Consider the following 14698-nt stretch of genomic DNA (forward strand, 5'->3'; position numbering starts at 1 on the left):
GGCGACAAGCCCTAACCCTCCGGGTAGGCCAGCCGCAGCGCGGTGTCCACGGCGGCCAGGGCGTCCGCGTGGGAGACGCCCAGGCGGCTCGCCCGGGCGGCGTACTCGGCGGCGGCCTCGGCCGCCAGCCGGTGGGCCGCGTCCCCGGTGGCGGCGATCAGCGTGCCGCGCCGGCCGTGGGTCTCCACCACGCCGTCCGCCTCCAGCTCGCGGTAGGCCCGGGCGACGGTGCCGGCGGCCAGCCCCAGCTCCTCGGCCAGGGCCCGGACGGTGGGCAGCCGCAGTCCGGTCGGCAGTTCGCCGGAGCGGGCCCGCTCGGCGATCTGGGCGCGGATCTGCTCGTACGGGGGAGTGGCCGAGGCGGGATCGACGGAGAGCTGCACGGGGGCTCCTGGTGGCGCGGGCGGGTACGGGGCCGGCAGGTTCGGAAAAGGGCCGAGGGCCGCCGACCAGAAGAACTCTGGTCAGCGGCCCTCGGGGTGACGCGGTGGTGCCTACGGGATCAGTGGTGGCCGTGGCCGCTGGTGATCTCGTGGTGCTCCTCGGCGGTCGGCTTGGGGATCTGGCTGCCCTCGCCGTAGAAGCCGCGGGAGAGCTTGGCCCGGGTGCGGGTGAGGACGCCGGCCTTGCGGGCCACGCCGTTCTCGTCCGTCTGGGCCGGCAGCTCGACCGGCTGGTTCTGGTCGTGCGCGGTGAGCTTGTACAGGTCCTTCTGCGGGAGCTGGGCGTGCACCTCGACGAACTCGCCGTGCGGCAGGCGCTTGATGACACCCGTCTCGCGGCCGTGCAGCACCTTCTCCTTGTCACGGCGCTGGAGGCCGAGGCACCAGCGCTTGGTGATGATGAAGACGACGACCGGGACGACGAAGAAGCCGACGCGGACGAAGTAGGTGACCGAGTTGATCGACAGGTGCAGGTGGGTGGCGAACAGGTCGTTGCCACCGGCCATCAGCAGGATCAGGTAGAGGCTGATCCAGGCGGCGCCCAGGGCGGTGCGGACCGGAGCGTTGCGCGGGCGGTCCAGGATGTGGTGCTCGCGCTTGTCGCCGGTGATCCAGCCCTCGATGAACGGGTAGGCCGCGATCGAGACCAGGACCAGCGGGAAGATCGCCAGCGGGACCATGACACCCAGGTTGAGGGTGTGGCCGCCCCAGACACTGATCTCCCAGCCCGGCATGACACGGATCAGACCCTCGGAGAAGCCCATGTACCAGTCGGGCTGGGCGTCCGTGGAGACCTGGTCCGGACGGTACGGGCCGTACGCCCAGATCGGGTTGATCGTGGCGATCGCCGAGATGACGGCGATGAGGCCGAACACCAGGAAGAAGAAGCCACCGGCCTTGGCCATGTAGACCGGCATCAGCGGCATGCCGACGACGTTCTTCTCGGTCTTGCCCGGGCCCGCCCACTGGGTGTGCTTGTGGTAGAAGACCAGGATCAGGTGCGCCACCAGCAGGCCGAGCATGATGCCCGGGATCAGCAGCACGTGGATGGTGAAGAACCGCGGCACGATGTCGTGGCCGGGGAACTCGCCCCCGAACAGGAACATCTGGACGTAGGTGCCGATCAGCGGGACGGCGAGGATCGCGCCTTCCATGAAGCGGATACCGGTGCCCGAGAGCAGGTCGTCCGGCAGCGAGTAGCCGAAGAAGCCGTCGAACATGCCCAGGACCAGCAGCAGGAAGCCGAAGACCCAGTTGATCTCACGCGGCTTGCGGAACGCGCCGGTGAAGAACACGCGCATCATGTGCACGAGCATCGCGGCCACGAAGACCAGGGCGGCCCAGTGGTGGATCTGACGGATCAGCAGACCGCCGCGAACCTCGAAGCTGATGTCGACGGTGGAGGCGTAGGCCTCCGACATCGGGATGCCCTTGAGCGGCACGTACGAGCCGTCGTAGACGACCTCGGCCATCGAGGGCTTGAAGAACAGCGTCAGGTAGACACCGGTCAGGATGATGATGATGAACGTGTAGAGGCAGATCTCGCCCAGCATGAAGGACCAGTGGTCCGGGAAGATCTTCCGCAGGTTGGCCTTGGCGAGGGAGTAGATCCCCAGCCGGCCGTCAGTCCAGTCAGCCGCGGCCTCCCACTTGTTGGCGGGCTTGGCGCGCGTGCTGGAGGGCTTGGCGGCACCGGTGGTGGTGCTGCTCGCGCTACTCATCGAGCACGCTCCCAGTAGCTCGGGCCGACGGGCTCAGCGAAGTCGCCGGTGGCGACCAGGTTGCCCTTCTCGTCAGTGATGATCTTCAGCTGCGGCAGCGGGTGGCCGGCCGGGCCGAAGATGACGCGAGCGCCGTCCGCCAGGTCGAAGGTCGACTGGTGGCAGGGGCAGAGCGCGTGGTGGGTCTGCTGCTCGTACAGGCTGATCGGGCAGCCGACGTGGGTGCAGATCTTGGAGTAGGCGAGGATGCCCTCGAAGCCCAGCTCCTTGGACTTCTCGTCCTTGATGTCCTCGGGCGCGATGCGGACCAGCATCAGGGCGTCCTTGGCGATCCGCTGCTGGAAGTCCTCGCTGTGCGTGGACAGGCCCTCCGGCATGGCGAACGTGAGCGAGCCGACGATGATGTCCTCGGGCTTCATCGGCTGCATGGTGTTCATGTTGATGAGCTGCAGCGGCTTGGCCTCGGTCGCCTCCTTCCAACCGGTCTCCTTGAGCTTCTTCTCGGGAAGCGGGCCAAGGTCACGGAGCAGGACCACGCCGGAGAGCGGGACCAGCGCCATGGAGCCGATCAGGGTGTTGCGGATCATCTTGCGGCGGCCGAAGCCGGACTCGGCGGCACCGGTCCTGAACTGCTCGATGACGTCGGCACGGACCTCGTCGGAGGCCTCGATCGGGTGACGCTCGGACGGCATCTCGACGTCCGACATCAGGGTGCGAGCCCAGTGGACCGCGCCCGCGCCGATCATGAACAGCGCGACGCCCAGGGTCAGACCGAGCGCGAAGTTCAGCGCGCTGATGTGACCGAGCGGGAAGACGTAGACGATCTGGTCCGGGTCGATGGCCACGTACGAGGCGATGAAGCCGATGGTGGCGAGCATCGAGATCACGAACATCAGCGAGACCTGGCGCTCGGCGCGCTGGGCGGCCCGCTCGTCGATGTCGGTGCGACGGGGCTCGTGGGCCGGCAGGCCCGGGTCGGCGAACGGGCTGCCATGGTCGGCCACCTCGCCGGCGGAGCCGTGCGGCTCCGGGAGCTTCTCTTCTGACATGTCGTGGCTCATGACTTCTTGGCCTTGGTGGTGTGGGCGGCGACCCAGATCGCGACCGCGATGAGCGTGCCGAGGCCGAAGATCCAGCCGAACAGACCCTCGGTCACCGGACCGAGACTGCCCAGGGTGAGACCGCCGGGGTTGGGCTCATCGTTGGTGGTGTGGCGGACGAAGGCCACGATCTGCTTCTTCTGCTCCTCGGGCATGGTGGTGTCCGGGAACGACGGCATGTTCTGCGGGCCGGTCTGCATGGCCTCGTAGATGTGCTTGGCGTCCACGCCCTCGAGCGACGGGGCGGACTTGCCCTTGGTCAGGGCACCACCCTGGCCGGCGAAGTTGTGGCACTGGGCGCAGTTGGTGCGGAACAGCTCGCCACCCTTGGAGATGTCCTCGGGGTTGGTCGAGGTGAACTGCTCCTCCTTCGGGGTCACCGGGCCGGGACCGAGGGAGGCGACGTAGGCGGCGAGCTGGTCGATCTCGGCCTGCGAGTAGATGTTCTTCTTGCGCGGGACCTGGGCGCCGGGCTGCTGGGCCGGCATGCGGCCGGTGCCGACCTGGAAGTCGACAGCAGCGGAGCCGACGCCGACCAGGCTCGGACCGTCACTGCTGCCCTGGCCGTTCAGGCCGTGGCAGGAGGAGCAGCCCACGGCGAAGAGCTTCTTGCCCTCATCGATCGCGAGCGACTGCGCGGCGACGTCGGCCTGCGCCTTGTCGGCGGGCGCGAACGCGGCGTACAGCCCCCCGGTTGCCGCCAGGGCGAGAAGTAGGACGACCAGCGCCGCCAATGGGTGGCGCCGTCGTGCGGAGAGCTTTTTCACGGAATAACCCCGGTGTCAGGATCTGGTCGACTGGTGGGTGCACCCGGCGGCCGGTCTGGCCGGCACGAGGCTGCCCGTCTAGGGCTGCGCGCGCGGTCGGTCGGTGGGAGCGTCGGCACCGGCAGAAGCGGCCCGTCGCCGGTGAGGGCGGGGGCCGCTGCCGGTGGCCAGCGACCTGATCAGCTGGTTACTTGATCAGGTAGATGGTCGCGAACAGGCCGATCCACACGACGTCGACGAAGTGCCAGTAGTACGACACGACGATCGCGGCGGTGGCCTGCTCGTGCGTGAAGCGCTTGGCTGCGTACGTCCGTCCCAGGACCAGCAGGAAGGCGATCAGACCACCCGTCACGTGCAGCCCGTGGAAGCCGGTGGTCAGGTAGAACACCGTGCCGTACGGGTCGGAGGACAGCGAGAGGCCGTCCTTCTTGACCAGCTCGGTGTACTCGAAGACCTGGCCGCCGATGAAGACCGCGCCCATGGCGAACGTGAGGATGAACCACGCCCGGAGCTTCTTCACGTCACCGCGCTCGGCAGCGAACACGCCGAGCTGGCAGGTGAGCGAGGAGAGCACCAGGATCGTGGTGTTGACCGAGGAGAAGGGCACGTTGAGGGCGTGGGCCTTCTCGGTCCAGAACTCCGGCCCCTTGACGGAGCGGAGCGTGAAGTACATCGCGAAGAGGGCCGCGAAGAACATCAACTCGGAACTGAGCCAGACGATCGTTCCGACGCTGACCATGTTCGGCCGGTTGACCGATCCGTGCGCGTGCCCGGTTTCTACTGCTGTTGCTGTCGCCACGACGGACATTATGTCGGTCCCTTATTCCGTCTTCACGTCGGGGGGTGTCCCTCGGAGTGTCCGGTGCGTGCGGTATGCCCGCTTGGGGGTCGACGGGGTGTCCGGACGGGGGCTGAGCAGCGGCGCGTCCCTTTTCTGATGGTTCCTCGGAGGAGCCTACGACCCCCTTGCCCGGCGCGTCGCTGCACGGTCGGAGTAGCCGCGGGAGATAAGGGGGAGACGCCTCGGGTCGGCCGTACGGGTGGACCGGGCGGGGTCGGGTGACGGGCCGTCCTCCGGGTGGGTGAGCCCGGGACACGGCGGCTCGGGGAGGAACGTGTGCGAGGGGGACTCGGCGGAGGGTGATCCGGAGTAGCATCCGGATCAGGCGAACGTGGTCCGGATCACACTTGAGGGAGCAGGGCCCATGGCGTACACGACCGATGAGACGCTCACCGTCCTCGTCTACAGCGACGACCGCAACACCCGTGAGCAGGTGCTGACGGCGCTCGGCCGCCGGCCCGCCGAGGATCTTCCGGAACTGTCCTACCTGGAGTGCGCGACCACCCCCGCGGTGCTCAAGGCGCTGGAGAAGGGGGGAGTGGACCTCTGCGTGCTGGACGGCGAGGCCGTTCCGGCGGGTGGGCTGGGCCTCGGGCGCCAGCTCAAGGACGAGATCTACGGCTGCCCGCCGGTGCTGGTGCTGATCGGGCGGCCGCAGGACTCCTGGCTCGCCGCCTGGAGCCGGGCCGACGCCGCCATCTCCCACCCGGTGGACCCGGTGGCGCTGGCCGAGGCGGTCGCCACCCTGCTGCGGACGCGGCTGGCGAAGCGGACTCCGGCAGTCCGCTGAAATCCGCTCCGGCAGTTAGGAAATACAGGGGTAGAAGCGGCCCCTTCGCTCGATAGGCTGGCTCCATCCGTACGGACGTCCCCCTGGAGTGGGGAACCGACAACAGCTGGAGTCAGCCATGGTGAACGTGAACCCTGCGAACGGCGGTAGCGACCCCGCGCAGGTGGTCCGCACCTGGCCGGACCTCCTGGCGGCACTGTTGCAGGGGGACGACCTCGACCGCTCGTCCACCGAGTGGGCGATGGACCGGATCATGAGCGGCGAGGCGTCCCCGGTGCAGGTGGCCGGGTTCATGATCGCGCTGCGGGCCAAGGGCGAGTCGGTCGAGGAGATCGCCGGTCTGGTCGACGCGATGTACGCGCACGCCGAGCCGCTGGAGATCCCCGGCCCGGCGGTGGACATCGTCGGCACCGGCGGGGACCGGGCGAAGACCGTCAACATCTCCACCATGTCGGCGATCGTCGCGGCGGCCGCCGGCGCCAAGGTGGTCAAGCACGGCAACCGGTCGGCCTCCTCCGCCAGCGGTTCGTCGGACGTGCTGGAGAAGCTCGGGGTGGCGCTGGACCTCTCCTCCCGGCGGGTCGCCGAGGTGGCCGAGGAAGTCGGGCTCACCTTCTGCTTCGCGGCGAAGTTCCACCCCTCGATGCGGCACGCGGCCACCGCGCGGCGCGACCTCGGGGTGCCGACCGCCTTCAACATCCTCGGCCCGCTGACCAACCCGGCCAAGGTCACCGCGCACGCCATCGGCTGCTTCGACACCCGGCTGTCCGGGCTGATCGCCGGGGTGCTGGCCCGGCGGGGTGCGACGGCGCTGGTCTTCCGCGGTGACGACGGGCTGGACGAGCTGACCATCACCACCACCTCGCAGGTCTGGCTGGTGCGCGACGGAGCGGTCACCGAGACCACCTTCGACCCGCGGGACGTCGGCATCGAGCTGGTCGGCATCGAGGCGCTGCGCGGGGCGGACGCCTCGTACAACGCCGAGGTCGCGCGGCGGCTGCTGGCGGGGGAGCACGGGCCGGTGCGGGACGCCGTCCTGCTGAACACGGCGGCGGCGCTGGTCGCACTGGACCTGGGTGACGCACCGCTGACCGAGCAGCTGGCGGCCGGCATGGAGCGGGCCGCGAAGGCGATCGACTCCGGCGCCGCACAGGACCTGCTGCGGCGCTGGTCGGAGGCCACCAGCCGGATCTGAGACGGCCGTTGGGGAGCCCGTGCCGGTACGCCGGCGCGGGCTCTTCGCGTGCTGTCCGGATGCCGGACGCCCGTTTGACCACCCGCTGGACGCGGCCTAGAGTCTTCGCCAGGTCATGAGCGACAGCGTCAAGCCCCAGCTGGCTGTCCGGCAACCCTCCGTCCGTGGCGGGGTGCCCTGGGTGAGGACCGGGTCGCCACGGCAAACCGTCCGTGCGGCAAGCGCGGACGCCCGACGACTGGCACTCCCGGGGGTCCCTACACCCCTGAAGGAGTGCATCCTCATGTCCCTCTCCACCGAAATCTGCGCCCCGCTCGCCGTCCTCGGCGCCGACGTCGAGGTCCCGCTCGCCAGCGGTGAGAGGGTCGGCTACGCGGCGCTCGACTACGCGGCCAGCTCGCCGGCGCTCCAGCGGGTGTGGGACGACGTCGCCGCCTACGCGCCGTACTACGGCAGCGTCCACCGCGGCGCCGGGTACCTCTCGCAGCTGTCCACCGACCTGTTCGAGCAGAGCCGCCGCACCGTCGGCGAGTTCCTCGACCTGCGCGAGGGCGATCAGGTGGTCTTCACCCGGGCCACCACCGACTCGCTCAACCTGCTGGCCGCCGCCGTTCCGGCTGGCACCCGGGTGTTCGCCTTCGAGACCGAGCACCACGCCTCGCTGCTGCCCTGGGCGCACGCCGGACTGGACGTGACCTACCTGCGGGCGCCGCGCTCGCGGGCCGAGGCGGTGGCCGCGCTGGAGGCCGCGCTCGCCGAGGCGCCCGAGGGCCCCAAACTGCTCTGCGTCACCGGCGCCTCCAACGTGACCGGCGAGCTGTGGCCGGTCGCCGGGCTCACCGGGACCGCCCACCGCCACGGCGCCCGGGTGGTGCTGGACGCCGCCCAGCTGGCGCCGCACCACCGGGTCTCGGTGCGCGAGCTGGACGTCGACTGGATCGCCTTCTCCGGCCACAAGATCTACGCGCCGTTCGGCGCCGGGGTGCTGGCCGGCCGGGCGGACTGGCTGGACGCGGCCGAGCCGTACCTCGCCGGCGGCGGGGCGACCCGCACGGTGGCCCGGGAGACCGACGGCTCGGTGGCCGTGCAGTGGCACACCGGCCCGGCCCGGCACGAGGCCGGCTCGCCGAACGTCATCGGCGCCTACGCGATCGCCTCGGCCTGCCGGGCGCTGACCGAGGCCGGCTTCGACGCGCTGGAGGCCCGCGAGCAGCAGCTGATCGCCCGCCTGACGGCCGGGCTGGCCGAGATCCCTCAGGTCAAGGTGCTGAACCTGTTCGGCGCGGATTCCACGCGGGTGGGTGTGCTGTCCTTCGTCGTCCGGGGCTGGAACAGCTCGCACTTCTCGGCCGCGCTGTCCGCCGAGTACGGCATCGGGGTGCGCGACGGCCTGTTCTGCGCCCACCCGCTGGTGCGCACGCTGCTCGGGGACGAGGCCCCGGCCGTCGAATCGGCGTGTGGCGCTCCCGATCCCTCGCTGCCGGGCGAGCGCAGCCTGAACGCGATCCGGGTGAGCTTCGGCGCCGGGACGCCGGACGAGCACGTGGACCGCTTCCTGACCGCCGTCCGGGAGCTGGTCACGGACGGCGCGGCCTGGAGCTACCGCAACGAGGGCGGGCGCTGCGTCGCGACCGCGCAGATCGACCGGGGCCGGCGCGAGGGCTGATCGCTACTCGTCCAGGCCGAGGGCGAAGGCGGCTTCCAGGTCGTGCTGGGAGTAGGTGCGGAAGGCGATCTGGGTCTCGGTGTGGGCCACACCCGGGACCTTGTTGAGCCGGCCCGGGATGACCTCGGCCAGGTCGTCGTGCCGGCGCACCCGCACCATCGCCACCAGGTTGTAACCCCCGGTCACCGAGTAGACCTCGCTCACGCCCTCGATGGCGGCGATGGACTCGGCGATCTCCGGGATGCGGTCGACACTGGTCTTGATCAGGACGATGGCGGTGATCACAGTTCGGGCTCCTTTGTGGGGTGCCGCCAGCGTATCGGGCGTCGGCCCGGTCGTCGCGGGGGGTGGCGGACCACGGTGCAGACGTAGAGGAACCCGGCCGAGAAGCCGATCACGTGGACCAGGTACGCCACCCCCGGGCCGGCCGAGTGCATCGACCACCACTGCAGGGCGAACCAGAGGCCGAGCACCAGCCAGGAGGGGAAGCGCAGCGGCAGGAAGAGCAGCAGCGGGACGAGGGTGGTCACCCGGGCCCGGGGGTGGAGGCGCAGGTAGGCGCCGAGGGCGGCGGAGATCGCCCCGGAGGCGCCGATGAGCACCCGGGTGGAGTTCGGCGAGTGCGCCTCGGCGAGCGCGAAGCCGTACGTGGTCAGGCTGCCGGCGGCCAGGTAGAAGACGGCGTACCGGGCCCGGCCCAGCCGCCGTTCGACGGTGGGGCCGAAGACCTGGAGGAAGAGCAGGTTCCCCAGAAGGTGCAGCCAGCCGGCGTGCAGGAAGAGCCCGGTGAGGACGGACAGGGCCGGGTGCTTGCCCGGGGTCGGGGCGGTCGGGCAGCCGGGGGCCGGGTCGGGGGCCTCGGCGAGCTGTCCGGCGGTCAGCGCCCGGCCGGCCAGCACCTCGGCCGGGATGGCGCCCCAGCGCTGCTCGTACCGCTGCTCCGCGCAGAGCCGGGTCTGGCCGGTGCCGTACAGCGGGTTGAGCCCGGCGGCCGGGCCGAGCAGGAAGACCAGGATGTTGACCGCGATCAGCGCGTAGCTGACCACCGGGACGGTCGCCGCCGGGCGGCCGCCCGGGGCGGCGGTGTGGTCGGGGGCCGCGAGCGCCATGTGGCCAAGCATCCCTCCGGGCGCCGCAGGTGACACGGCGGTTTACGGCAGGTGGACTAGCTCGGTTGTTCGGGCAACCGGTGGTCGCGATGGTTGCCCCAGGCAATAGGCTTGGGGCGGGCATTCCCGCCTCCCGCCGCCGATGCCGGGGCTCCGGGGGGAGCGCCTAGCCCACACAGGGACCACCCGAGAGGACCCCCGATGACCGTCCCCGCCCTGACTGCCGAGACGCGCTGGCGCTGCACCCTGTGCGGCAACCTCACCCGCTTCGACGTGACCCGTACCGCGCGGGTGACCGAGTTCCTCCACTTCGACCTGGCCGGCGAGTCCAAGGTCGAGGAGACCGAGGTGCTGAGCGAGACCGTCGAGTCGGTGCGCTGCCGCTGGTGCAACGCGGTGGACCAGGTCGAGCTGGTGGCCCGGCCGGGTGCCGAGGGGCCGCAGGACCCCGCCGAGCAGGGCTGATCCCCGCCGGTGCGACGGGTGGGTGCGCGGCGCACCCGCCCGTGCCGCACGGGACAATACAGAAACAGGACGCACGGAGCGTGACGACAGGGGCGGCAGCGGCCGTGCCCGCTGGACCAGGATCGGAGCCGAGGACGTGGTGGACGCAGCGAAGGAGCCCGGCGAAGCCCAGGGGCTTCAGCCTGCTGCGGCCGAGGCCTCGGCCGAGGCGGCGAACGACTCCTGCGAGCCCGCGGCGGAGCCCGGCGCCGAGAAGCTCGACCGGCCGCTGCCCGAGGGCGTGCGCCGGCGCGTGGTCGGGCTGGCCTCGGACGCGCTCGGCGGGCTGCCGTCGACCGAGCTCCCGCAGGGCCTGCGCCAGTACGTCAAGTTCACCCCGGCGCGACGGGCCAAGTACGCGGCCACCGCGCTGGCGGCGGCACTGGAGGCGGAGCCTGCCTTCCGGGTACGGATAGCTGAGCGGCTGCGCCTGGGGCAGCCGGATCTGGTGAAGGCGCTGGAGTCGGGCACCGTCCCGGGCGCGGCCGATCCGATGGACGTCGCGGCCGCCGCCTACCTGGTGCGTTCGCCGGGCTGGAGCCGGCTGGTGGCCGAGGTCGGCGAGGAGGCCGAGCGGGCCGGAGCCGAGGACGCGGCCGCGGAGGCGGCCCGGCTGGTGGAGAAGCTGCAGGCCGAGCTGGCCGAGGTGCGGGCCTCCGCGCGGGCGGACCTGGACCGGCAGCGGGCCGAGTCCGACGGCGTCCGCAAGGAGGCGGAGTCGCTGCGCAAGAAGGTGCGGTCGCTGGAGAGCGACACCCGCCGGGCGCAGGCCGAGACCCGCCGGGTGGCCGGCGAGCTGGAGGCCGTGAAGGCGCAGGCCGCGGCCGAGCGCGGCGCGGCCGAGACCGAGGCGCGCAGGCTCAGGCACCGGGTCTCCGAACTGGAGAACGCGGTCGAGCAGGGCCGCCGGTCGGCCCGCGAGGGGCGCAGCGTCGAGGACATGCGGCTGCGGCTGCTGCTGGACGCCGTGCTGCAGTCGGCCCAGGGACTCCAGCGGGAGCTGGCGCTGCCGGTCTCCCAGATCCGCCCGGCGGACCTGGTGGAGGCGGTGGTGCCGGGGGCGGCCTCCCCGCACGACGTGGCCCGGCGCGGGCTGGCCGAGGACGATCCGGCGCTGTTGGACCAGCTGCTGGCGATTCCTCAGGTGCACCTGGTGGTGGACGGCTACAACGTGACCAAGACCGGTTATCCGACGCTGCCGCTGGAGCAGCAGCGTATACGGCTGCTGGGCGGGCTGGCGATGCTGGCCCAGCGCACCCAGGCGGAGGTCACCTGTGTGTTCGACGGGCAGGACCTGGACGTCCCGGTGATCATGGCGCCGCCGCGCGGGGTCCGGGTGCGGTTCAGCCGGACCGGGGAGACGGCCGACGAGCTGATCCGCCGCCTGGTGCGGGCCGAGCCGCAGGGCCGCCCGGTGGTGGTGGTGTCCACCGACCGGGAGGTCGCGGAGGGCGTGCGGAAGGCGGGCGCGCGCCCCGTGGCGTCGGTGCTGCTGCTGAACCGGCTGGCCCGGCCCTGATCCCACCGGGCCGCATGATGCCTGGTCAGGAGCGGTTCCGAGGCGGTGCGCGGCTTCCGTGAAGTCGGTGTGGAAAGCGGAGTTCACGCCTTCGGGGGAGTGGCAAAACGGATAGATCTTCACTAGGGTCTGGCGTCAAACCTATTTTCTGGAACCTCATCCCATCGGGTGAGTCCGATGAAAGAAGGAGCCGGTCCCTTGGCCTCCCACCGCCGTCCCAAGCAGCCGAGCCGCGCGCGGATCTCCGTGCTCACCGCTGCTGCTGCGACTGCGGTCGCCCTCTCCGCCCAGGTGGCCGCGCACGCTGCGCCGCAGCCGAACAAATCGGACGTCAAGGCGCAGATCGACCAGCTCCAGGAGGAGCAGGAGCAGGCGGCGGAGAAGTACAACGGAGCCAAGGAGCGGGCCGACCAGCTGCGCAAGCAGGCCGACCAGCTGCAGGACCAGGTGGCCCGCAGCCAGGAGCAGATGACCCAGCTCCAGGGCGGCCTCGCCGAGGTGGCGGGCGAGCAGTACCGCACCGGCGGCATCGACCCGTCCGTCCAGCTGATGCTCTCCTCCGACCCGTCCGGCTACCTGGAGAAGGCCTCCACCGTCCAGCAGGCCAGCACCAGCCAGGCCGAGGCGCTCAAGGGGCTGCTGGACCAGCAGCGCCGGCTGGACCAGGAGAAGACCGAGGCGGCCGCCGTGCTCGCCTCGCTGGACACCACCACCAAGGACCTGAACCAGGCCAAGGCGGACGTCAACACCAAGCTGAAGGCCGCCCAGGACCTGCTGAACTCGCTGAGCGCCGCCGACCGCGCCGCGCTGCGGGCCCAGCAGGCGCAGGACGACCGCGCCTCGCGCGGCAGCGACCGGGTCGACCTCAGCAGTCTGCCGCCGGCCAGCGGCTACGCGGCCGTGGCGATGGCCAAGGCGATGAGCAAGCAGGGTTCGCCGTACGTGTGGGGCGCCACCGGGTCGACCACCTTCGACTGCTCGGGCCTGATGGTCTGGGCGTACGGGCAGGCCGGCGTCTCGCTGCCACGCACCTCGCAGGAGCAGGGCCACTACGGCACCCGGGTGCCCTCGCTGGACCAGGCCCAGCCGGGCGACCTGGTGATCTACGGCAACGACATGCACCACGTCGGGATGTACATCGGCAACGGCATGGTGGTCCACGCGCCGCACACCGGTGACGTGGTGAAGGTGATGAAGGCCGACGCGATGTCGATCAACACCATCCGCCGGGTCTGACGGCCCGACACTCCCGAGGGGCTCCTCCCGGGCCTGTGAAAAGCGCCACCTCCGTGCGGGGGTGGCGTTCGGGTTTCCGGCCCCTTCGCGGCCGCATGCTGAGAACCGATCAGCCTTGCGTGTGCCACTGGTCACCATCGGTCATTTTCACAAAGGAACTTGGGTAATCTTCCGTCTTTTTTCTGACAAGGATTTGAACGGATCACGGTTCAGTTACTAGGGTCGTGCCCCGAACCACCGCACTGTCGATCGCCCAGCCAGGGTGGCGGCGGTGGTTACCGCCGAGTTCGCGAGGCAGCGGGGCAGGTCGAAGCGACTGCCCGACAGGGGAGCCCAGTGGTTGGGGGCGCTGTGGAGCGGAGCCGGGGAACCACGTTCCTCCGGGGTGAATCGGCGCCAGGTCGGCCGGTGGAACGGCCGTGAGGCGTCGTAGGGCATGCTTCCGGCCCGAACCCGTCAGCTCACCCGGTAGGCGGACGTAGGAAGAAGGAGTCCGCCTTCGTGGCGTCCCATCGTCGTCCCAAGCCCGCCGGTCGCGCCCGCGTCTCGATCCTGACCGGTGTCGCCGCCGCCGCCGTCGCCCTCTCCGCGCAGTCCGGCGCCCACGCCGACCCGCAGCCGACCAAGGAACAGGTCAAGGAGCAGGTCGACCAGCTCAACGAGCAGGCCGAGGTCGCGACCGAGAACTACAACGCCGCCCAGGCCAAGCAGCAGGAGCTGGAGAAGCAGGTCTCCGGCCTGCAGGACCAGGTGGCCCGTCAGCAGGCCCAGGTCACCGAGCTCCAGGGCGGCCTGGCCGAGATCGCCGGCGAGCAGTACCGCAACGGGGGCATATCCCCGACCGTCCAGCTGATGTTCTCCTCCAGCCCGGACAACTTCCTCAGCCAGGCCGGCACGCTGAACCAGGCCGGCAGCACCCAGAAGGGTCAGCTGAAGGAGCTCCAGGAGCAGCAGCGCAAGCTCGACCAGGACCGCAACGAGGCCCAGGGCAAGCTCGCCGAGCTGGAGTCGACCACCCAGCAGCTGAAGGCCTCCAAGGAGGAGGTCCAGGGCAAGCTGAAGGCGGCCCAGGACCTGCTCAACACGCTGACCGACCAGGAGCGCCGGGCGCTCCAGCAGGCCGAGGAGAAGGCCGCCGTCGAGGCCCAGCAGAAGGCGGAGTCCGCGAAGCTCGACGCCGCCAAGGCCGCCGCCGACCGCGCCTCGCGCGACAACAGCCGCGGCGACCTCGCGAGCGGCACGACCACCGCTCCGGTGAAGGTGGCCGCCGGCAGCTCGCGCGGTGCCGCCGCGCTCTCGGCCGCCGCGTCCAAGGTCGGCAGCCCGTACGTCTGGGGTGCCACCGGCCCGGGCTCCTTCGACTGCTCCGGCCTGATGGTCTGGGCGTTCAACCAGGCCGGCGTGTCGCTGCCGCGCACCTCGCAGGCGCAGGCCTCGGCCGGCACCCGGATCGGTTCGGACATCTCCCAGGCCCAGCCCGGCGACCTGCTGATCTTCTACAGCGACGCCCACCACGTCGGCATCTACGCGGGCAACGGCCAGGTGCTGCACGCGCCCAAGCCGGGTGCGTCGGTGCGCTACGAGGCGGTCACCAACATGCCGCTGGCCTCCATCGTGCGGGTCTGATCCCCGCACGGACGCTTCCAGGCCCGGTCTTCCCCAGGGAAGGCCGGGCCTGCGGCTTTTCCGGCAGGGTCGATCTGATGTCCGATTAGAGGTCGAATATTCGGGTTGGGAGGGGTTTGGACTCGCTTGCCCGAACTCGCTAACGTCTGCCACCGGACTCCCGCTCGACGGCCGCCCGTCG

Annotated in this window: 14 protein-coding genes and 2 riboswitches; of the genes, 7 read left to right on the top strand and 7 right to left on the bottom strand. The window is 70.9% G+C overall.

Annotated features, from left to right (window positions below; translation table 11 throughout):
- Nucleotides 1–11: 11 nt before the first annotated feature.
- The 5 genes from ACIRRH_RS02220 to ACIRRH_RS02240 all read right to left on the bottom strand — a co-directional run bounded on the left by ACIRRH_RS02220 (nt 12) and on the right by ACIRRH_RS02240 (nt 4839).
- The gene (locus tag ACIRRH_RS02220) at nt 12–383 is read right to left on the bottom strand and encodes a GntR family transcriptional regulator (protein WP_403060435.1); all 372 of its coding nucleotides are present in this window, start codon (nt 381–383) and stop codon (nt 12–14) included.
- Between the two features lie 119 nt (nt 384–502).
- Nucleotides 503–2164: a cytochrome bc complex cytochrome b subunit gene (locus ACIRRH_RS02225; protein WP_403060438.1), complete on the bottom strand. Its 1662-nt coding sequence runs from the start codon at nt 2162–2164 to the stop codon at nt 503–505.
- A complete protein-coding gene (locus ACIRRH_RS02230; protein ID WP_224278327.1) occupies nt 2161–3213 on the bottom strand; it encodes a ubiquinol-cytochrome c reductase iron-sulfur subunit in 1053 nt (350 codons plus the stop codon). Before ACIRRH_RS02230 ends, ACIRRH_RS02225 begins: the two co-directional genes overlap by 4 nt.
- A gap of 8 nt (nt 3214–3221) precedes the next feature.
- Complete coding sequence (locus ACIRRH_RS02235) at nt 3222–4031, bottom strand: c-type cytochrome (RefSeq protein WP_403060441.1); 810 nt, start codon at nt 4029–4031, stop codon at nt 3222–3224.
- 187 nt (nt 4032–4218) lie between these two features.
- On the bottom strand, nt 4219–4839 hold the full coding sequence (locus tag ACIRRH_RS02240; protein ID WP_049651835.1) for a heme-copper oxidase subunit III: 621 nt from the start codon (nt 4837–4839) through the stop codon (nt 4219–4221).
- Between the two features lie 397 nt (nt 4840–5236).
- Between ACIRRH_RS02240 and ACIRRH_RS02245 the strand changes: the two genes are divergently transcribed.
- The 3 genes from ACIRRH_RS02245 to ACIRRH_RS02255 all read left to right on the top strand — a co-directional run bounded on the left by ACIRRH_RS02245 (nt 5237) and on the right by ACIRRH_RS02255 (nt 8523).
- Entirely contained in the window at nt 5237–5662 is a 426-nt protein-coding gene (locus tag ACIRRH_RS02245; protein ID WP_363381686.1) for a hypothetical protein, read from the top strand.
- Nucleotides 5663–5780: 118 nt separating this feature from the next.
- Nucleotides 5781–6857, top strand: a complete 1077-nt coding sequence (trpD, locus tag ACIRRH_RS02250; protein ID WP_403060445.1) for an anthranilate phosphoribosyltransferase — start codon at nt 5781–5783, stop codon at nt 6855–6857.
- A 111-nt stretch (nt 6858–6968) separates the two neighbouring features.
- Nucleotides 6969–7087: riboswitch (SAM riboswitch) on the top strand.
- A gap of 53 nt (nt 7088–7140) precedes the next feature.
- A complete protein-coding gene (locus tag ACIRRH_RS02255; protein WP_403060448.1) occupies nt 7141–8523 on the top strand; it encodes an aminotransferase class V-fold PLP-dependent enzyme in 1383 nt (460 codons plus the stop codon).
- A gap of 3 nt (nt 8524–8526) precedes the next feature.
- On the opposite strand, the gene ACIRRH_RS02260 is transcribed toward ACIRRH_RS02255, so the two are convergent.
- Together ACIRRH_RS02260 and ACIRRH_RS02265 are read right to left on the bottom strand one after the other, a co-directional pair.
- Complete coding sequence (locus ACIRRH_RS02260) at nt 8527–8808, bottom strand: Lrp/AsnC family transcriptional regulator (protein WP_224278336.1); 282 nt, start codon at nt 8806–8808, stop codon at nt 8527–8529.
- The gene (locus ACIRRH_RS02265; protein WP_403060452.1) at nt 8805–9632 is read right to left on the bottom strand and encodes a rhomboid family intramembrane serine protease; all 828 of its coding nucleotides are present in this window, start codon (nt 9630–9632) and stop codon (nt 8805–8807) included. Before ACIRRH_RS02265 ends, ACIRRH_RS02260 begins: the two co-directional genes overlap by 4 nt.
- Before the next feature lie 201 nt (nt 9633–9833).
- Here ACIRRH_RS02265 and ACIRRH_RS02270 point away from each other — a divergent pair, with 201 nt between their 5' ends.
- The 4 genes from ACIRRH_RS02270 (at nt 9834) to ACIRRH_RS02285 (ending at nt 14517) form a co-directional block, all read left to right on the top strand.
- Nucleotides 9834–10097 (top strand): hypothetical protein, encoded by a 264-nt coding sequence (locus ACIRRH_RS02270; RefSeq protein WP_224278340.1) that lies wholly within the window; start codon nt 9834–9836, stop codon nt 10095–10097.
- 136 nt (nt 10098–10233) lie between these two features.
- Entirely contained in the window at nt 10234–11655 is a 1422-nt protein-coding gene (locus ACIRRH_RS02275; protein ID WP_403060455.1) for an NYN domain-containing protein, read from the top strand.
- A gap of 198 nt (nt 11656–11853) precedes the next feature.
- Complete coding sequence (locus ACIRRH_RS02280; RefSeq protein WP_403060458.1) at nt 11854–12891, top strand: NlpC/P60 family protein; 1038 nt, start codon at nt 11854–11856, stop codon at nt 12889–12891.
- A gap of 337 nt (nt 12892–13228) precedes the next feature.
- Nucleotides 13229–13382, top strand: a riboswitch (cyclic di-AMP (ydaO/yuaA leader).
- 10 nt (nt 13383–13392) lie between these two features.
- Nucleotides 13393–14517 carry an NlpC/P60 family protein gene (locus ACIRRH_RS02285; RefSeq protein WP_403060461.1) on the top strand — a complete coding sequence of 375 codons (1125 nt, stop codon included), beginning with the start codon at nt 13393–13395 and terminating at the stop codon, nt 14515–14517.
- Nucleotides 14518–14698 lie beyond the last annotated feature (181 nt).

The sequence above is a fragment of the Kitasatospora sp. NPDC101235 genome (genome assembly GCF_044767505.1).
In the GTDB taxonomy this organism is placed as follows: Bacteria; Actinomycetota; Actinomycetes; order Streptomycetales; family Streptomycetaceae; genus Kitasatospora.